This window comes from Hymenobacter sp. (assembly GCF_036387835.1).
Lineage (GTDB): Bacteria > Bacteroidota > Bacteroidia > Cytophagales > Hymenobacteraceae > Hymenobacter.
Map to the genome: position 1 here is coordinate 24,025 of NZ_DASVSY010000044.1, position 18,187 is coordinate 42,211.

Sequence of the window (18,187 nt, forward strand, 5' to 3'; positions counted from 1 at the left end):
AAAAGTGCCACTTGAGTTAACTGGTAGCGGTGCCTGACAGGTGTTATCCACACCTGCTGGACAAGCTCTGGCAACCCGGTTAGCTGTTGTAGGCAGCGTTCGCCTCACGGCTCAGTTATCTGACCGGGATGTCGTACCACTCGCCAGGCAAGGGGTGGGGTCAGCCAAGCCGGGGACGTAACCAGCCGCCAGCGAAAAAGGACAGGAACTGTATCCTACGCCCGGTGGCTAGGGACTTGTTTGAAAAGGAATTGGGCTGTTGGCCTGTGCACGACAGGTGTTTCTACGTGGTAAGCTTACGGTTAAATACTCTTCCTTTGGCAGCAAGCTGACTCAGACTGCAGCACGCCGATGAAATCCGCTTTTTACCCGGCCTGCCCGACTATCGACAGTTGATGTATTACCATTGGCCCCCTTTTCTAACTTTCTAAACCAGATTCACTGTATGCATCCCCAACACGTAATTCCCGAAACCGACTATTATGCCTGGGTAGAGCGCTGGAAACAGGTAGAGCTCACCAAAGACCGGTATAAATTCTTCTTGCGAGAAGACGGACGAGTACAAACCGGGATGACCTTCGACTTCGACACGCTTCGCCACCTGTTTTCGACGCCCGGGGTTACGTACGTGAAAATTCGCTTTGGCTTGAATCACTCCCAGGAGCATGGCCCACGCTTTCATTTGCTGCTTTTTGGGGCCGATAAAGACAATCAGGTGCTAACTCCTTACTTCACCTCCGCGGCTTTTAGCCATCACCACCAGTATTCGGCCCCGTCAGTTGGAGAGGGCAATTTACCGGCTATATTGATGGAGGAATGGCAACGGGAGTGGCACCAAAAAGTGAAGGAAGGTAGTATCGACCAAAAGATGTTCAAGGTCCATTATGGCTTTCTGCAGGGATATAATTATCCCCTCAAAGAAATAATGCAGGCCATTGGGACGCTACGAGGCCCCTCTGTTACCAAGGATAATCTTACAATTCATATCAAATTTGGGCTCCACAAATATTACTCCCTGTACGAGACCCGCGAATCCGAGCTGGAATACGTGTACACCTTCGGCCTGATGCTGTATGCCGAGGCCCCAACAGGCTCATCCCTTGCCCCGACGGGGAGCGCCGAAAGGTTTGCTGAGCCGGCCCTGACCCAAAACCAGCCCTTGGCGCTCAGCCGGGAGGAAGAGAGCGGCTACTACGACCTAACCGCCCCGTGCCCGCAAACCTGCTAAGCCCCGCGCGCTTTTCAACTCAGCCACGAAAAGTGGTAAGGACCTGCTCCTTACCACTTTTCGCGTTTCTTGGCCCTGGCACTATTCTTACTCTATTCTTGTAGCACGTCCCTTCTATGAACTATTCCGCCGCACAACAGCTCATCCTACTGGCTGTTATTCCCAATGCTTTCACGGCCGTAGTAGCGGCCATGAAATGGAAGTACTTGCCGGCTACGCTGCGGCCTATCGCCTTGCTTGCATTTTTCTCTTTGCTGATCGAGGTAATTAGCCGAGGACTGTGGCTTTTCAAACTCTCGAACCTGTTTCTGTGGCCGATCTACATCAGCGTGGAGTTTGGGCTGCTGGTGTGGCTGTATCGCCAGGCGCTTGGCAGTCGCTTGCTGGCCAGGTTCGGTGGGGCACTAATCGTGGGGATGGCCGTGGTAGCCCTCACCGAGAGTGGGTTGCGCCAGGCGCAGCCTACCCGAATCGACAACGCGGTACGCCTGCTGGAGAGCCTGCTGGTGATGGGGTTTGCTTTGAGCTACTATCACACCTCCCTGCGGCGCGTCAGCACGGCCTTTATCTGGCAGGAGCCGTTATTTTGGGTATCGACGGGTCTACTCTTCTTTTTTGCCGGCAATTTTTTGATTTACACCTTTGTCAACTTTGCGCTCTATTATCAGCAGCGGGTAGTTATTCAGTTCTGGGTGATCCACGCCGCGCTCAGCAGCCTGCTATATTGCACTTACGCCTATGCCTTATGGATCAGCCCAAAGAGCTAGAATTCGTGTATCTGCTCGGCATTGGCACCGTCATGATCTTGCTGCTGGTCATGGTGGTGGTGGTGTTCGTGATTGTGCACCAAAAGCGGGCTCACTCCCTGCAAGCGCATATTCGGCAGCAGGAAATCGAGTATCAGCTGCGCCTACTCCAGTCGGTAGTAGACTCGCAGGAAAGTGAGCGGGAGCGCATCGCCCAAGACCTGCACGACGAGATTGGGGCATCGCTCTCGGCGGCCCGCTTATTCATCAACCAAGTGCAGTACGAAGTTGACGCCCCGCATTTGCAAGAAATGACGCAGCAGGCCAGCCAGATTCTGGGCGAAACCCTGCAGAGCGTGCGGGTCATCGTGCAGCATCTTTCGCCGGCACTACTGGAACGCTTCGGTTTGAGCCAGGCCGTGACCATGCTTGGCGCCCGCCTGGAGCGGGCGGGCCTGCGGGTAGAGCTTCACGTAGACGAGGCCGTGGATAGGCTGGCACCGGAAATTCAGTTGGCGTTGTACCGGATTGTGCAGGAGCTGCTCGCCAATGTTACCAAGCATGCGCAGGCCCACTGTCTCCTGCTTCACCTTGGGCCCTATCCGGGGGGGATAAAGCTTGTCGTGTCCGACGACGGCCGCGGCTTCTCGGCGGATTTCTCTGCTGCGGCGAAGCCCGTCAGCATGGGGCTTTCCGGCATTCAAGCCCGGGCCAAGCTCCTGCAGGCCGAGTTGAAGATCCGATCAACTCCCGGCGAGGGTACGCACGCCTCCTTGCTGGTCCCTGCCTAAACTTTAACTTAATCTCCAACAATTTACATTTATCTTCCGGGGCTTTATCTATCCTTCGTGCTGCATCAGCTAATGCAACCTACCTCAGAGAATCGCGTGAAACTGGCGATTGTAGATGATCATACCTTATTTCGACAAGGCTTAAGTTACATTCTGCGCCGCATAAGTGCTTGTGAAGTGGTCATCGAAGTCGCTTCCGGCCGGGAGTTGTTTGCGGCCCTCTCCGCAGTGCAGCCCGACGTGGTGCTGCTGGACTTGCACATGCACGAGATGGATGGCAAGGAAGTGAGCCGTCAGCTGCTCGAACACTATCCGCAGATCAAAATTATTATCTTATCGATGGAGTACTCGCACGACTTTATCCTCGAGCTCATGCGACTGGGCGTGCATGGTTACCTGCCCAAAGACATCGATCAGCGCATCCTCAAGGAAGCTATCGAGCAGGTGCAAGTGAAAGGGTATTACATTGACGACACGGTAGCGCAAGTTATGCGGGAGGGTCTGTTGGTGAAGAAACCTACGACCCGCTTACCAGCCAGTAACTTACTGCTAACGCTGACGGAGCGCGAAAAGGAGGTACTGGCGTTGCTTTGCCAAGGACACAGTTCCTATCAGATTGCCGAGAAACTGTTCATTAGTTTACGGACCGTGGAAGGGCACCGTAAGAACCTGCTTGAAAAAACGGGCGCCAACAATGCAGTCAGTTTAGCTATGTTCGCCATGAAGCACCGACTGTTTGAGGGTATTTGAGAAGAGGTCCGATTGAGCGTGATCATTGCATATATAACGCCGGTACAGGCCACTTTAGAGGGAGCCCCATCTTAATAGCTATAAACCGGCACAGCGCATATAAAAAGCAGACGTAAGTGCTGCGCGGCAGTTTTATTAACCACCGGGAAAGGCTCGATAGTGGCCGCTGAATGGTTAAGTATAAAGCGAAGGCAGAAGAAATGGTTGTTAGATAAACAGGCCAACGTAGTCTTTGAAACAAGGCGTGGGAGCAATGAAGTGGTCCAGTGAGGTGGTCGGTTTAGGTGAGACAGAATTAGACGTTCGTTAGAAAAGCTTGTTGTTCAAAGCGATGTGGACATTCGTAGCCCAGCGCGGAGTGCCGCCGTTGGTGATTGTAGTAGGTGAAATAGGTCGCCAGCTCGGCTTGCGCCTCCGCAACAGAAGCAAAAGCAGACCGACCAAGCAACACCTCCGTTTTCACCCGTGACCAGAGGCTTTCGGCTTGGGCGTTGTCATAGCACTCGCCTCGGCGACTCATACTGCGCACCAGGTGTCGCTCGGTGAGTAAGCGTCGGTAAGCCTTGCTACAATACTGACCACCGCGGTCCGAATGGACAATCAGACCCGGTGTGGGCTGCCGACTCAGCAAGGCCCGACGCAAGGCACTCACAACCAGTTCTTCGGGCATCGTACCAAGCACCTGCCAGCCTACCACGCGTTTAGTGTAAACATCCTGAAATGCGGCCAGATAAGCCCAACAGCCATTTCGTAGTGGCAGATAGGTTATATCGCCCACCCAAACTTGGTCGGCTGCTGTAGGCGCTGACTGGTTCAGCAGGTGATTCGCCGCCACGCGAGACCCGTGCTCGCTCTGGGTCGTGCGGGGAATAAACGCCCGCGGTTGCACGGCCACGGGCTCGCGGCGGCGCAAGGCTTGTCGAATGCGATGACGCCCAACCCGATGCCCCTGCGCGTGCAGTTCGGCCCGTAAGCGGCGGGTACCGTAGCACCGTTTATGCTGGAAAAACACGTGGTATAAGGCGCTTTCCCAGCTCGGCACGCGAGGGCACATAGCTGCCTTTTGCTGCCCTGGCCACCCCCACGCCGAGTACCTGGCAAAGCCGACGCACGGGATAGTGTGGCGTTTGCGCCTGGATAAAGCGGTAGCGGCTCATGAGGTCGGGGGCATGAAGATGGTCAAGGCTTTTTTTAGGATGTCGCGCTCCTGCTGCAAGCGGCGGTTCTCGGCGCGCAGCTGGCGCATCGCCGCGCTTTCGCTTTCCTCATCGCCCACTGCTAGCGCCGGGTGCGTGGCTTTTTGCCACTTGTAGAGCAATTTGGGGCTGATACCGAGCTGCCGGGCCGCGGCTTACGTGCTCCGGCTTTCAGCGGCTAGACGCAACGCTTCGGCTCGAAAGGCCTCATCGTAGCGGCGGAGTTTGCGCGGCGAACCGTTGATTGGTTTTAAACTCATGACAGAAGGAAGATAACACCCTTTTATGTCTCACTTTCTTAGACCCCCTCAATCTAAGGTGGTCTAGCTAAGCCAGACAGAAGAAGGACATATCTTTCTTCTGTCATAACCGAAAAAGAACGAGGCATCGCTCGATAACCGGTGGAAGTACGATGCAGCTTTCAAAACTAAGGCCCTGCGCCTAGCCGACGAAAGCCGCTCCACACAGGCGGCTGCCCGCATGTTGGGCATCAATCTCAAACTACTTTATCGCTGGCAGCAGGAGCAAGTAATCGCGGAAGTAGGCAGTGTGGAAGTAGCGCGCGACCCAGAGGTGCGGGCCCTGCGCGCAGCCAATAAACGGCTGACGCAGGAGCTCGATATTTTAAAAAAAAGCGTTGGTCATCTTCGGTCAACCGACCCCGTGAGCCGCTACCAATACATTGCCCAACAGCAAGCACGCATGTCGGTACGCCAACTCTGCCACGTACTTCAAGTCGCGGCCAGTGCATATTATGCCTGGCGGGCCAAGACGCGCTTCGTAGTACCCGAACCAGCAGGGCAAGTGGCCGTGCGGCAGCTGTTTGTGCGACATGCGCGGCGCTACGGTACCCGTCGACTGCAAGCTGAGTTAGCCGCTCAGGGCCACCCGGGAATCGGTCGCCGACGCATCCGGCGTGCCTTGGCTGCCCATGGCTTGCGGACGCAGCAACCCCGCTCGTTTGTGCCGCGCACCACCCATTCGGATCCGGCTGTACGGGCCGCGCCCAACCGATTGCTCGACCAACCCGGCCCCACGGTCCCTAACCAAGTCTGGGTGGGCGATATCACCTACCTACCTAAACAAGGTGGGGGCTGGCTCTATCTAGCCACGTGGCTGGACCGTTTCTCGCGCAAGGTCGTGGGCTTTGGTGCCTCCGATGAGGCACGTAGGACCTGCGCGAGACGATGCCGGAAGACTTGGTCAGTGAGGCCCTGCGCCGAGCTTTGGTGGTACGCCGGCCACCAGCTGGATTACTGGTCTACTCTGACCAAGGCAGTCAATACTCGGCTACCAACTTTAAGATCTTACTGGCGCGCCATAAGGCCGTACAAAGTATGAGGTGGTCGAGTAAAAACAGACAGTGGCACGTCTTATCTTCCCATGCCCAACAAAACCCTTCCGAGCGGCTCGCCGCTGACCCGCAAGAAATATACGTCAGCTTTCAAAGCGGAGTGCATGCGCCAAGTGGCCGCTGGGGCCCGGCAAACCGACGTGGCCCGCGCCCAGGGCCTGTCACCTGCCTTGCTTGGCCGCTGGCAGCGCCAAGCGTTAGCCGAGGCCGTGCCGAGCAGCGCGGAGCGTGACGAGATGAAGCGCCTGCGCGCTGAACTCAAACGCGTGGAGCAGGAGCGCGATATTTTAAAAAAAGTCGTGACCATCTTTGCACAACCGCCTCAGTCATGAGCCGTTACCAGTTCATCAAGCAGGTTGCGGCCACCGAGCCGGTGCAGGCAGGTGCTCTGCCGCGTGCTACAGGTCAGCCCGGCCGGCTATTATCAGTGGCTAGGCCGGTCAGCGCGCCCAACGCCCGCTTGGGAGCCTGCGGCCAACGCCGCCTTTTCGCGCCATGCCCAGCGCTACGGCACCCGACGCTTGCAGGCAGAATTACGCGCCGAGGGGCACGCTGTCGGACGCTATGCCTTGCGCACCTGGCTGCGTCGCTGCGGCTTGCGCGCACTCAGCACGCGGCCGCAACGCCCACGCACCACGGTGGCCGACCCCGCGGCCGTTGTGGCCGAAAATCTGCTCCTCGGCCAGCCCATGCCCACCGCGCCCAATCAGGTATGGGTCGGTGACATTACCTACCTGCCCCTGGTCGGCGGGCGCTGGTGTTATCTGGCCACGTGGCGCGACACCTACTCGCGGCGCGTAGTCGGCTGGCACCTCGACCAGCACATGCCCACCGAATTGGTGCTTAGGGCCTTGGAGCAGGCCCTAACACTGCGCCAACCGGCTCCTGGCCTCATTATCCACGCCGACCGCGGCAGTCAATATACCAGCTCAGCTTGCCGGGCGCGCATCGAAAAAGCCCACGCACTGGCTAGCTATAGCCGGCCAGGTAACCCCTATGATAACGCCCAGGCCGAGGCCGGTTGGAGTACGCTTAAAACGGAATTGCTATCCCACGGCGGCGTGTTTGCCAGCCTGGAAGAGGCCCGCTTGGAGGTCGCCCATTACCTCGACACGTACTTCAACCTCGACCGCCGCCACTCCGCCTTGGGCTACCGCTCGCCGCATCAATTCGAACGCGACTTCCAAACCAGCTTATCTTAGCGCACTGTCCGTTTCTACTGGACCACCCCATGTACTATATTTACTTTTTGAAGAAAGTATCGAGACCTATTTGTAACCCTAAATAGGCAGCAATGATGGGCTTAGTTTCGCCAATATTCCCCCGGATTTCGACCCCTGCTGTTCCATTTAGCTTGGTGAACTTCTCTGTTATCCTGGTTTTTAAGAGATAGAATCCCAGCCGATCAGAAGTCGTTATAGTTCGGGTTAACCGGCCACCGCCCGGCAGGTCAGTAATCGAGACATTTCTTACGGGAGCATTCGTGCCTATTCCTATGATGCCCTGTCCATAGAAGTCAAACTTTTTGGGAATGGCTACATACGTGGTGTACCCCACCCCGAAGTATGCTCTGGTTCGTTCATTGACCCCCTGGGTATCCGTCGCTCGTGCAGTACCAGTGAAAGGCAGATTGGCACTAGCATCCGCAGCAGTATAGACCAGTGTGTCTGTTCTGGTAATGAATTTCTTGTAGGTGGTATTTTCTTGCGTGCTTAAGCCCTCCAGATGCAGCGTATAATAAGAGCGAACCATCCGCTTCTTATCTAGGTCGTTCAGTCCGAAGAGTAGCTGCACATTGTAGCCCCAAGTTTTAATATCCGTCTTTGATTCTAGGTTGTATCTATTTCGTACAAATCGAGTGGAATCAGCAATCAGAGCACGGGTGGTCGGTCCGATCAGAACGTTTTCACCATAAGGAGTTCTCCTAGTGGAATCGGCGGTGTAGTAGTTGTAGTTAAATATGCTGGAGTTTATCCCCATCGTAAATGTGTTGCCTATCAGCCACAACTCTGGCATACTGACCGTCAGATCACCGGTGAAATTTTTGAATTGTGATTTACCGAAGAAGTCGAAGCTGGCAGCGGTCAGTATTTTGAGGCTATTGTATGTCGTATCGGCAATCGGCATTATCCAGTACTTCTCGGGTTCCTTCTTATCGGCATCAGTGATGGTAAAGGTGAAGTACCTAATGAGCATTGTATCGGCCTTCTGCGCTTGAAACCGCAAGACAATGCTCTCATCTACTTCCCCTTTTTCAATGTCCTTGTTGACGACTAAATTAAAACTGGTTACAGAAGTCAATTCATTGAAAATTAATGAATTAGCAATCAAGTTCTTGTAATCACGACCGGGAGTTGCCTTTCCTCTATTGCGGTCTTCAATGCTGACGGTATATCGGTCAGTTGGTTTTATGTTCTTGATGTTAAAGAAGATTTTATAAGTGGTATCCGCGTTGACCTTGGGCTCAGCTAGTTTTAGTTTGGAGTCGAGTTCAATGCGCTGGGCGTGAGCAGCAAGGACACTCACGAGCAGGCCAAGGAAAACGAGTAAGTATTTTCTCATAGTGGTGAAAAAAGGGTTGGTATCGGGTCTGAAATATATAGGTATTGATATTGAGCGTCCTATACCTAGAAGTAGGTATTCTGCTAGGGCTGTAGCCTTCAATATCTAGCATAATGCCGAACACATCATACTGTGTTTGGCTACATCATCCCAACCACTTCAAAACCGATAATCTAATCGATTTGCAACTCTGTGCGGGTTAGCTAAGGCACCACGAAGTATAATTCATCCCCCTACAGACTAATAGTGTGGGAGTTGCCATTTCGTGGCTCTTTGCTGAGCTTTAATGACTTTGTTGTCAAGATGCCCTTATGTAGGTGAGCGCGGCGCTGCGCCGCGCCTTGGTGGTGCGCCGACCCCTCGCCGGACTCGTGGTACACTCCGACGTAAGTGACGCCGGGGCGTCACCTTGGGCAGCCAGTACACGGCTACCCGCTTCAAGCAACAGCTTACCCGCCACGGGGCCGTGGCGAGCATGAGCCAGCGCGGCAACTGCTACGACAACGCGCACGCCGAATTCTTTTGGAGCCGCTTCAAGGCCGAACTGCTGGATGGCGGCAGCTTTCCCGGCTTGGCCGAAGCACGCCTCGAAATCAGCCACCACATCGCCTATTACAACGCGGAGCGGCGGCATTCTTCGCTCGGTTATCACTCGCCCAACCACTTCGAAAATCAACTGCAAACCACGTCTCAATTGTGTCCAGCTTAGCTAGACCACCACAGACTTCACCTTACAGCGCAACGGGGTATACTTTGAAGCAGGATTTGCGCTGGGGTTAGGTATACCAGTAATATACTTATGCGATAAGTCTGATTTTAGCAACAGTCATTTTGACTTGAAACCATTTCAGCATCTCCTTTATGCTGATGCTAATGAATTGCATTATGGTCTAAAGATAAAATAGCTGCTTGGATACAATGAAGGCTGCCATCTATGCTCGCGTAAGTACCCGCGATAAAGGCCAGGACAACGAAAACCAGCTGCGGGAGCTGCGGGCCTTCGCCGAGCGGCTGGGTTATATCACTTATAAAGAGTACTTCGACACCGAATCAGGCAGCAAGGCCGACCGGCCGCAGTTCAAGCAACTTTTTCAGGATGCTCATCAGCGCCATTTCGACGTGGTGCTCTTTTGGGCCCTGGATCGTTTCAGCCGCGAGGGCGTCACCTAAACCCTTAATCACTTACAAAAGCTATCCTTATCCGGGGTGCAGTTCAAGAGCTACACCGAGCAGTACCTCGATAGCACCGGCATGTTCAAGGATGCCATCATCAGCATCCTGGCTACCATTGCCAAGCAGGAGCGGGTGCGGCTGGGAGAGCGAACTAAGGCAAGGCTTACCAAAGCACATGAGAAAGGCAGGGTTGGCAATTTCTTAAGCAAAAGTGCCCCTCCCTACATCCTGGTTGAGGGTAGAGAGGGGCTGCTAGGCCGAAATTGGTTGTTGTCCGCTATGGTTGAAGTACCACTTTCTGGCTGCGTAAAACGCTGCCAGGAGCGGAAAGCGTAAGTTGGTATATCCCGGCGGGCAGTCCTGTGGCCGGAACAACCAACTGGTTTAAACCAAGGCGTAGTGCCAGCGCCTGCCGCTTGACTTGACGCCCAAGTGCATCGGTCAGCGTCAATGTGGCCTGGCCGGCCGCCGCCGCTTGGTAAGTCACGGTGAAGGCGTCTGAAGCTGGATTGGGATATACCCCCCACCCGGCGGTATTGGTTTTGGCAACCCATGCGCTCAGTGGCCGGGCCGCTGAGTTGTCGCTCATTATTTCAATGGCCGATACTTTGGCTTGATCGACGCTGGCGGCAAACGTCAGGTCCAGGGCTCCGTCGGTGACGGTGACGGGCAGCGTTTCCGTGGTGGCCGTACGCGGGCCAACTTTGGCAACGATGTCGTAGTTGTCAAGGCGGGTGACGCCCTCCACTGCTACATCGAAGACGCGCTGGCCGGGTTGGGGCCAGTAGATTTCGGCAAAGTGCAACACCACCGTGTAAGCCCCATTAGCCACCGGGAAGGAGTAGCCGAACGTTCCATTTCGCTCGCTTTGATACAAAGCTGGATCGGCTGTGCCGCTGATAGTCACGTTCTGCGCGTACGGGCTCCCGGCAATGGCGTACTGGTCGGCGGCAAACGCGCCTCGGCTGGTGGTGAGGGCTTCGCCGCCGGCATTGATGCGATACACGGCCGTTGGGGTGGAGGCAGTAGACACGCGGCGCAGGGCGTTGTCAGGGATCAGTTGCTTGCTTTGGCCGGGTACCTGGTAGCTGACCGCTAGGTGCTGGTCACCGCCGTTCTGCAAGAAGTCGACCGTAAAGACATGCGTGCCCGCCCGCAGCCCGATCGTGCCCGAGCGTTCCTGATCCCCGTGCAATCCGTCGTTGTCGACCACCAGCTGCGAACCGATGTATAGCCGCGAGCCGTCATCGGAAAGGGTCGTAAAGGTGTACTGCCCGTCGGCGGGCACCGTAACGTAGCCGGTGTAATGCACGGCATAGCCGTAGGTGCGGAGCGTGGCCGCGCTTAAGTCGAAACTGGTAACCGTACCGGCTTTGGCCGGGGTCAGGGTAGTGAAGTCGGGCAAGGCATTCCAGTACCCCTCGTAATAGTGGTAGTTGAGGCCGGCCACGGCATTGGCCGGGTTCTCCGGCGTGCGTAGGCCGGCCACCGGTGCCTGCGCGCAAGTTGTCACGGTGCGCACGGAAGCTTGCGTAACGCCTGGTAACGCCTGGTCATCCAGCAGAGCGCCCCCCCCGCTCAGGTTGGTATTACACACCAGCGTATTATAGGAGCCGGTCTTGACATAGACCGCTTTAGCGCAGTTGATGGCCGTGTTGTTTTGAAGGATGCTGCCGAGTACGGCGGGTATGCCTTCGTTGACATAAGGCACAGCAGCCCCGTTCCTGTAGTCATTCTGATACTGGAGGTAGTTCAGGTAGCCTTCGGGAAACTCGGCATCTACGACGGCCGTTCTTCCCGCCGCTTGTAGGATATTGTCACGCATTTCCAAGCCAATCACGGAAGTACCATAGGTTTTGGGCTGAATGTACTGCACCGTGTGCACCCCAATAAAGGCACCATTGGTGCCATCCGTGTTGGCCGTCACAGAGTTGCCCACGATTTGGTTGTTGTACATCGGGTAAAAGCCCACCGTGACGGTATTGGAGGCATCATCGCGCTGGAGCGGCGTCAGATCGATGGAGCCACTCCCGCGTAGCGTGTTGCCCACGATGGCCACCTCCGTAGTGGCATTGTGATAGAGGGTGATGCCCCGCCGGTTATTCTCGAAGGTATTGCCCTGGATCAGCCAGTTGCGGGAGCCCCAGTTGAAAGTAGCGTAGCGGCTGGTGCCGTCGGGCGTAACCGCCCAGTCCTGGTTTAAATAGAGGGTATTGCCGTCGCGTCGCGTGACTTCGCGCCACTGGCCCATGCCTTTACCGTGAACGATCGCCACCACCGGACGCGTAATCTCGTTGGCAGGATGGAGCCACGCTTTGTCAACGACCAGCGTAGAGGCCGTAGACGAGACCACCGTGCCCACACTCTCATCCAGGTGCGCGTTGGCTCCTCCCTCGGCAATAATGGCTTCGCCATCATTGATGTTCTGCGGGGCACCGTTAATGACTTTGTAGCTGTTGTTGAGGTTGGCCACGTTGCGCGCAAACTCGAAAGTTGCCAAGTGGTTCACCAGCGTATTCTGACTTGTATTCGTCCACCGGGCACTGCCATCGCGGTTGATCTCATTATTCTCGACCACCAGATTCTCACAGGCACCCGTTTTGGCGTTGTTGCACATCAGTCCACCCGTTGCAAAGGTGAGCTTGTTATTGGCGAACACAACATTTTTGCTGCCATCCAAACGCACCGTACCCGAGTAACCTTTCGTGGCAAAGGTGTTGCCCTGGGTGAACTCGCAACGCAGGATGCACACCTTATTGTAGTCGGCAATGTCGAGCCGGCGGCCGATATTCATCTTCCACTCCACGTCCAGCAAGATGAACTCAATGCCTTGTTCACTGTACATATTCGTATCCCAGGTGCCGTCGTTGGAGACGTTTTCCAGTGTCAGATTCACCAGGCCACACGTTGTTTTTCCGTTGTCCAGGTGCACGCCCTGGCCCGTCCCCGCAAAACCGTACTGAATGATGGTCTGTCCTTTGCCGGCCCCGCGTACTACTACGCGGTTGCGCATTTCCAGCCCCCCCCATCCGCTGGCCATCAGCTTATAGGTGCCGGCGGGCAGATACACTTCCCCGCCCCCGTTTGCTTCGGCCCGGTCCAGCGCTTCCTGAATGGCCGGCCGGTCGTCGGCTACGCCGTTCCCGATGGCGCGAACCGAAAGCCGGGTGTCGGTTTTCACGTTGTAGACATTCCCACTGGAAATGAACTTGTGGCCCCAGGCAACCGGCAGATTATAGGGGTTGGTGCCGGCGGTAATGACCGTCAGCGGTTGGTCCACCTTGGTTTCGCCCCCGCCCCCCGTGGCCAGATATACGTCGTACATTTTGTTTACCGTCAAACTGGCCGGTACGTTCACCACCACTTTATAGGCATCCAACCCGGTAGGGCTGATGCTGGCGATGGTCGATTGGTTGTTGTCCCGCTCTACAAAGCGCACCTGAAGGTTTGCGTTGGGCACGCTTAAATTCCGCCCGAACAAGCGCACGGTCCCCCCCGGAATAACCTCCGGGGAATCATAATGCATACCCCGGGCCTGGTTGATGAATACGGAGGCGCTACGCTGTGCCGCGTCCTCAACCCAGACTTGGTAAAGGCCCACTGAAAACGTAGAAGGCACTTGTATGGTGGCTTGTCCAGCGCTTTGGATCAGGGCGGGTACAACTTCCGCCCGGCCACTGCCGCTTAAATGAATCTGGGCCGTGGGCCCGAAGCTGCCTTGCAGGCTGATGGCTTCGCCGGGTTTGGCCGAGGGACTCGCGTTGAAAATGGCGAGCTGGGCCGCCGCCGTGAGCGGCCGGCCGTAGCTGCCTAATAGCACGAGGAGTGCAAGCAATAACCGATGGCCGGAAAACTGGAGATAAGCGTGTTGCATAGAACTGGAAAATGGAATAAAGAAACTCGGAAAAGCATCAGCTAAAAGCAAACGAGAGGGCCAGCAGCTTAGATGGAAATGTCGTCGCGCTGCCGGCTCTCGGGGGAGGTAATCGATTAGGGAGAATGGCAACCAAGCATTTACGAGGCAAGTCAAGAGGAGGTAAAAGGAAAGCCGTTTGCTGCTCTGCCGGCCACCAGGTGGCAGTCCGGCCGTGGCAGTAGAGCGGACGATATGAGGTGAGTTGACGTCGTCCCTGCCTTGCTTGCGCTGGGCTTAGCGCTGAATTAAGACTTTTTGTTGTTGAACGGGCAAGCCGGGCGCGCTGAGGGTCAGGTGGTAGAGCCCCGGCCGCCAAGTATCGACGGGTAGCAGGAAGTGATTGCGGCCAGCGTGCAGAGGCAGCGTTGTACGCTGTACCATTCGTCCCAGGGCATCAGTTGCCGTCAGGCTGGCGCTGCCCGCACTGGTGGCCGAGTAGGTAAGGGTGAGCGCCGTTTGGGCCGGGTTAGGATACGCCTGCAACAGCGGGGCTCGGCTGCCGAAGGCTTGCTCCTGCGCCAGCGGCTGCGTCAGTGTACGGCGGCTCCCGTTGCCGCTCACAATTTCAATGGCCGACACCTTGGCCAGGTTCACGCTGGCCAGGAAATCGATATCGAGCGATTCGTCGGTGACGGTGACGGGCAGCGTTTCGGTGATGGCCGTCAAGGGCCCGACCCGGGCCACAATATCGTAGTCGTCGAGGCGGGTGGCGCCCTCCAGTGCCACGTCGAATACGCGTTGGCCGGGCTGGCTCCAGTAAATTTCGGCAAAGTGCAGCACGACCGTGTAGGAGCCGTTGGCGACCGGGAAAGAATAGCGGAAGTTGCCGTTGTGCTCGCTTTGGTAGAGGGCCGGATCGGGCGTGCCGGCAATGGGCTGCGAAGTAACATAGGAACTACCGACAGTGGCGTACTGGTCGGCCGCAAAGAGGCCCCGGCTCGTGGTCAGTTCCCCCCCGCCGGCGTTGATGCGGTAGAGAACGGTTGCAGCCGCGGAAGCCGAGCGCCGCAAGGCACGGGCGGGCACGGGCTGCAGGGCCTGCCCGGGAATCTGGTAACTGACCTGGAACTGCTGCCCGCCCCCGTTCTGGAAAAAGCTTACCGTAAAGGCGTGGGTGCCGGCCCGCAGGCCAATGGTGCCCGACCGCTGCTGGCTGGCGTGTAGCCCATCGTTGTCAACGACCAGCTCGGAGCCGATGTAGAGGCGCGAGCCGTCGTCGGAAGTCGTGGCAAAGGTGTACTGCCCGTCCGCGGGCACGCTCAGGTAGCCGGTGTACTGTACGGCGTAGCCGTAGTCGCGCCGGGCCACCGTGCTCAGGTCCAGTTCGGTGGTCGTCCCGGCCTGCGTGGCGGACAAGCTACCGAAGGCGGGCAACGTTTCCCAGAAGCCTTCATAATACTGGTACGCCAGGCCGGCTGAAGTGGAAGCCGGATTTTCGGGCACGCGCAGGTTCGCCGTCCCGCTTACCGGCCCCACAGTGATGCTATTGGCGGCTACCCGGCTCAGCCACTGCTGATAGGCGTCTTCCTCCGTGGCGCGGGTGATGGGGTCGGGCAGGACCGTCTGCAAGGCCGGATTGGCCTGGTCGGGACTCGGATCGCTGACGTCTTTGCGTTGGCGCGATAAGCCATTGATGTAACCGATCGTATTGCCCTCTACTAAGTGATGGCCGAAGAACGCTTGTTGCTGCGCATGATAGCGAAAAACCGAGACGCCCGCGTACCCCGCCTTCACCGGCACGGGCTGCCCGTTTACTAGCGCCTCGGCGGAACCGACAATGAGATTGTTGCGGTAGGTGTTGTGGTGGCCGCTGGCGATGTTCATACCCGCGTTGGTGGTAGCCACGACCACGTTCTGCGTGGCTTCTACGTACTGCGTGGCGTCGGCCGGGTTGGCGGCGTCGCCGTCGCAGTTGATCCCGGTGCCCTGATGGTCGGAGGAATTCAAGTCGCTCGCGAAGGAACCGTAGATGTAGTTGTCGTGCACACGAATGGGACTCTGGGCCGTGCCGCCCGAGTTGAAGAAGTTGATGTTGTCTTCGACCAAGCTCTCGGTGGGGGTATTGATGATCCGGTTCCAGGCCACTTCCGCCCCGGCCAAGGCGTGCACCTGATTGAGCTGCAGAAAGCTGACTTCCGTGCCCCCCGTATTGCGATAGCGTCCATCCAGATCACGCGCATCATTGCCTCTGACCGTCAACGTGTGGGCTGTCGTACCGTTGCCGCTCCACTGGTAGAGATAGATGCCGGCCGTATGCTCGAAGTAGTTGTTTTCCACCCGGATGGAGCGGGCCTGCACCACGTCCAGAAAGCGTCCCCGTGACCGGTTGTCTTGGGTAGGAGTCAAGCCATAGCCGCGGCAGTTGCGCACGGTAATGTCGTGCTGGGTGCTGTCGGCCAGGATCAGGGTCCCGGCCCCGACCAATACGCACCCATCCAGGACAACGGGTTCGTGGGTGCGGATCTTGATGCAGGGCACCTGCGAGTCCAGACTGCGGAAGTTGCCCGAGTAGGTACCCCCGCGCTTGATCTCCAGCGGCGGACCATAAGCCACGTTCGGGGCCTGCGCCCAAGCACGAGTGGCCAGTAGTAGGCCCAGCACGCAGCCCAAGACTGCCCGCAGGGTAACGGAGTAAACCAAGCCTGGGGCGCTACGCAAAGCATGCCTGCCTCTTGACCGAGGAGCAGGTAAAGCGGACGAAGGAGAAGGGCGTACGGGTGCTGGCATAAACGAAAAGTTGGTGGTGGAAGGAAAAGACGCAGTAGAGCCTCCTCGTCGGCAGGTTAGCGACACGCAGAGCCAGGAAGGAAAGGGACGGCAAACGAGCTGAGCGACAGGGAGCGCACAAGGTGCAGACCTGGTCAGAGAATAAGCGAATGAGCAGCGCCTAATGCGCCGCAACAGATAGCAATAGGGGGCAGGTAACGTAATCGGTTTTTACTACGGGCGCCGGGTAGTCGAAGTTGCTAGGACGGAGCTTGTGCGTGTAAAATAAAGAATAGGTATTTACTCTGAGGTGGTCGGATAAATCAAGACAGAATAGGGTCTACTCTTTCCAATGTCATGAAAGACAGCCCCCAACCCGCCAAACGTCGGCGTTATGACGCCACCTTCCGCGCCGAAGCGTTGCGCCTGGCGGGCGAGAGCCGCTCGACCCAGGCAGCCGCTCGCGCCCTAAATATCAGCCCCAAACTGCTCTACAAGTGGCAGAAAGAAGCCCTCACGCCCGTGGCGGCAGCTCGTGGGGCGGAACTGGACCCAGCCACGGCGGCCGAGCTGCGCCAGCTGCGGGCTTTAGCCCGGCGGCAGGCGCAGGAGCTGGATATTTTAAAAAAAGCCATTGCCATCTTCTCGGTGACCGACACGCTATGAGCCGTTACCGCTTCATTGAAGGGCATCAGAGCCAGTATCCGGTGCGCCTGCTTTGCCAAGTAGTGGCCGTGCCAGCCAGCGGCTACTATGCCTGGCAACACGCTCAACAACAGGCCGTAGCTCAGCCAGAACCGGCATGGGAAACGGCCCTGGTCAAGGTCTTCGGGGTCCACAAGCGCTGTTATGGTACGCGCCGCCTGCAGGTAGCGCTGCGCCAAAAGGGGCACCGGGTAGGCCGCCAGCGTCTGCGAGCGGCCATGCGCCGCCGGGGCCTGCACGCACTCCAACCGAAAGCGTTTACGCCACGCACCACCGACTCGACGCACGGGCTGCGGTGCGCCCCGAACCGGCTGCTCAACCAGCCCAAGCCCACCCAGGCCAACCGCGTCTGGGTCAGCGACATCACATATCTGCCCTTGGCCAATGGCGACTGGGCTTATCTGTGCGCTTTTCAGGACATGGCCAGCAAGCAGGTGGTGGGCTGGCAGGTCGGGGCGACGATGCCCGAAGCGTTGGTAACCAGTGCCTTGCAGCGCGCGTTTTGGTCCCAACCGTTCACGCCGGAGCTGCTCGTGCACTCGGACCGGGGCGGGCAGTACGGCGGCAATGCGTATCGGCAATTGCTGCACGACCACCAGGCCCTGCGCTCGCGGAGCCGCCGGGGCGACTGCTACGATAATGCGCAGGCCGAAAGCCTCTGGTCGCGCCTCAAAACGGAGGTACTGGAAGTCCGCGAGCGGCCCATTTTTGCCAACCTAGCCGATGCGCAAGTCAGCATCGCCGAGTATTTTGACTACTATAATCACGAGCGCCTGCATTCCAGCATCGGCTACCAGATACCCTATCATACTCATCAACAGCTTCTTCCACTTAACGCCCTAAACTGTCCAGCGTAATCGGACCAGCTCAGTGAGGGTGATAACTCGGAGTTGTTAGTGATGGAAAATGGTTGGCACTTTGGAAAACAGATAGCGGTTAACGACTCCCTGTATTATTCAACGAGTTGGTTTTTTCAGGATGCACACCAAAAACGGCTCGCTGAACTACTTTATGAAAGCCGGGGCCCCAGCAATGTTACCTCCCTTTCCTACTCTACGAC

13 protein-coding genes and 3 pseudogenes are annotated in these 18,187 nt (G+C 57.1%); 11 read left to right on the forward strand and 5 right to left on the reverse strand.

Features of this window, described 5'->3' with window-relative positions; translation table 11 throughout:
• Positions 1-445: 445 nt before the first annotated feature.
• From VF639_RS08925 to VF639_RS08940, 4 genes are all read left to right on the forward strand, one after another.
• Positions 446-1,228, forward strand: coding sequence for a hypothetical protein (locus VF639_RS08925; protein ID WP_331145548.1), 783 nt, complete (start codon positions 446-448; stop codon positions 1,226-1,228).
• A gap of 116 nt (positions 1,229-1,344) precedes the next feature.
• Positions 1,345-1,995, forward strand: coding sequence for a hypothetical protein (locus tag VF639_RS08930; protein WP_331145549.1), 651 nt, complete (start codon positions 1,345-1,347; stop codon positions 1,993-1,995).
• On the forward strand, positions 1,974-2,765 hold the full coding sequence (locus VF639_RS08935) for a sensor histidine kinase (protein ID WP_331145550.1): 792 nt from the start codon (positions 1,974-1,976) through the stop codon (positions 2,763-2,765). Before VF639_RS08930 ends, VF639_RS08935 begins: the two co-directional genes overlap by 22 nt.
• 72 nt (positions 2,766-2,837) lie before the next feature.
• Positions 2,838-3,515, forward strand: coding sequence for a response regulator transcription factor (locus VF639_RS08940; RefSeq protein WP_331145551.1), 678 nt, complete (start codon positions 2,838-2,840; stop codon positions 3,513-3,515).
• 295 nt (positions 3,516-3,810) lie between these two features.
• On the opposite strand, the gene VF639_RS08945 is transcribed toward VF639_RS08940, so the two are convergent.
• Positions 3,811-4,569, reverse strand: coding sequence for an IS3 family transposase (locus VF639_RS08945; RefSeq protein WP_331145552.1), 759 nt, complete (start codon positions 4,567-4,569; stop codon positions 3,811-3,813).
• A 99-nt stretch (positions 4,570-4,668) separates the two neighbouring features.
• A pseudogene (locus VF639_RS08950) lies at positions 4,669-4,851 on the reverse strand (transposase); the annotation flags it as partial.
• A 271-nt stretch (positions 4,852-5,122) separates the two neighbouring features.
• Between VF639_RS08950 and VF639_RS08955 the strand changes: the two are divergent.
• From VF639_RS08955 to VF639_RS08965, 3 genes and pseudogenes are all read left to right on the forward strand, one after another.
• Positions 5,123-6,052 (forward strand): annotated as a pseudogene (locus tag VF639_RS08955) (IS3 family transposase); the annotation flags it as partial.
• A 42-nt stretch (positions 6,053-6,094) separates the two neighbouring features.
• Entirely contained in the window at positions 6,095-6,397 is a 303-nt protein-coding gene (locus tag VF639_RS08960) for a transposase (RefSeq protein ID WP_331145553.1), read from the forward strand.
• Positions 6,398-6,460: 63 nt separating this feature from the next.
• Complete coding sequence (locus VF639_RS08965) at positions 6,461-7,267, forward strand: IS3 family transposase (protein ID WP_331145554.1); 807 nt, start codon at positions 6,461-6,463, stop codon at positions 7,265-7,267.
• Between the two features lie 40 nt (positions 7,268-7,307).
• Here the strand turns inward: VF639_RS08965 and VF639_RS08970 are convergent, their stop codons facing one another.
• On the reverse strand, positions 7,308-8,627 hold the full coding sequence (locus tag VF639_RS08970) for a hypothetical protein (protein ID WP_331145555.1): 1,320 nt from the start codon (positions 8,625-8,627) through the stop codon (positions 7,308-7,310).
• A gap of 409 nt (positions 8,628-9,036) precedes the next feature.
• On the opposite strand from VF639_RS08970, the gene VF639_RS08975 reads away from it, so the two are divergent.
• The gene (locus VF639_RS08975) at positions 9,037-9,336 is read left to right on the forward strand and encodes an integrase core domain-containing protein (RefSeq protein WP_331145556.1); all 300 of its coding nucleotides are present in this window, start codon (positions 9,037-9,039) and stop codon (positions 9,334-9,336) included.
• A 209-nt stretch (positions 9,337-9,545) separates the two neighbouring features.
• Positions 9,546-10,136 (forward strand): annotated as a pseudogene (locus VF639_RS08980) (recombinase family protein).
• Here the strand turns inward: VF639_RS08980 and VF639_RS08985 are convergent.
• The gene (locus VF639_RS08985; RefSeq protein ID WP_331145557.1) at positions 10,078-13,674 is read right to left on the reverse strand and encodes a malectin domain-containing carbohydrate-binding protein; all 3,597 of its coding nucleotides are present in this window, start codon (positions 13,672-13,674) and stop codon (positions 10,078-10,080) included. The pseudogene VF639_RS08980 and the gene VF639_RS08985 overlap by 59 nt on opposite strands.
• 276 nt (positions 13,675-13,950) lie before the next feature.
• On the reverse strand, positions 13,951-16,443 hold the full coding sequence (locus VF639_RS08990) for a malectin domain-containing carbohydrate-binding protein (RefSeq protein WP_331145558.1): 2,493 nt from the start codon (positions 16,441-16,443) through the stop codon (positions 13,951-13,953).
• Between the two features lie 336 nt (positions 16,444-16,779).
• Here VF639_RS08990 and VF639_RS08995 point away from each other — a divergent pair, with 336 nt between their 5' ends.
• Both VF639_RS08995 and VF639_RS09000 read left to right on the forward strand, forming a co-directional pair.
• Positions 16,780-17,088: a transposase gene (locus VF639_RS08995; RefSeq protein ID WP_331145559.1), complete on the forward strand. Its 309-nt coding sequence runs from the start codon at positions 16,780-16,782 to the stop codon at positions 17,086-17,088.
• A complete protein-coding gene (locus tag VF639_RS09000) occupies positions 17,085-17,984 on the forward strand; it encodes an IS3 family transposase (protein ID WP_331145560.1) in 900 nt (299 codons plus the stop codon). The genes VF639_RS08995 and VF639_RS09000 overlap by 4 nt, the downstream gene beginning before the upstream one ends.
• The last annotated feature ends 203 nt before the right edge of the window (positions 17,985-18,187 follow it).

What these genes read in the sequence shown, in the direction of transcription:
- VF639_RS08925 (WP_331145548.1), top strand. Translation starts at nt 446, where the DNA reads ATGCATCCCCAACACGTAATTCCCGAAACCGACTATTATGCCTGGGTA.
- VF639_RS08930 (WP_331145549.1), top strand. Translation starts at nt 1,345, where the DNA reads ATGAACTATTCCGCCGCACAACAGCTCATCCTACTGGCTGTTATTCCC.
- VF639_RS08935 (WP_331145550.1), top strand. Translation starts at nt 1,974, where the DNA reads ATGGATCAGCCCAAAGAGCTAGAATTCGTGTATCTGCTCGGCATTGGC.
- VF639_RS08940 (WP_331145551.1), top strand. Translation starts at nt 2,838, where the DNA reads ATGCAACCTACCTCAGAGAATCGCGTGAAACTGGCGATTGTAGATGAT.
- VF639_RS08945 (WP_331145552.1), bottom strand. Translation starts at nt 4,569, where the DNA reads ATGTGCCCTCGCGTGCCGAGCTGGGAAAGCGCCTTATACCACGTGTTT.
- VF639_RS08960 (WP_331145553.1), top strand. Translation starts at nt 6,095, where the DNA reads ATGCCCAACAAAACCCTTCCGAGCGGCTCGCCGCTGACCCGCAAGAAA.
- VF639_RS08970 (WP_331145555.1), bottom strand. Translation starts at nt 8,627, where the DNA reads ATGAGAAAATACTTACTCGTTTTCCTTGGCCTGCTCGTGAGTGTCCTT.
- VF639_RS08985 (WP_331145557.1), bottom strand. Translation starts at nt 13,674, where the DNA reads ATGCAACACGCTTATCTCCAGTTTTCCGGCCATCGGTTATTGCTTGCA.
- VF639_RS08990 (WP_331145558.1), bottom strand. Translation starts at nt 16,443, where the DNA reads ATGCCAGCACCCGTACGCCCTTCTCCTTCGTCCGCTTTACCTGCTCCT.
- VF639_RS08995 (WP_331145559.1), top strand. Translation starts at nt 16,780, where the DNA reads ATGAAAGACAGCCCCCAACCCGCCAAACGTCGGCGTTATGACGCCACC.
- VF639_RS09000 (WP_331145560.1), top strand. Translation starts at nt 17,085, where the DNA reads ATGAGCCGTTACCGCTTCATTGAAGGGCATCAGAGCCAGTATCCGGTG.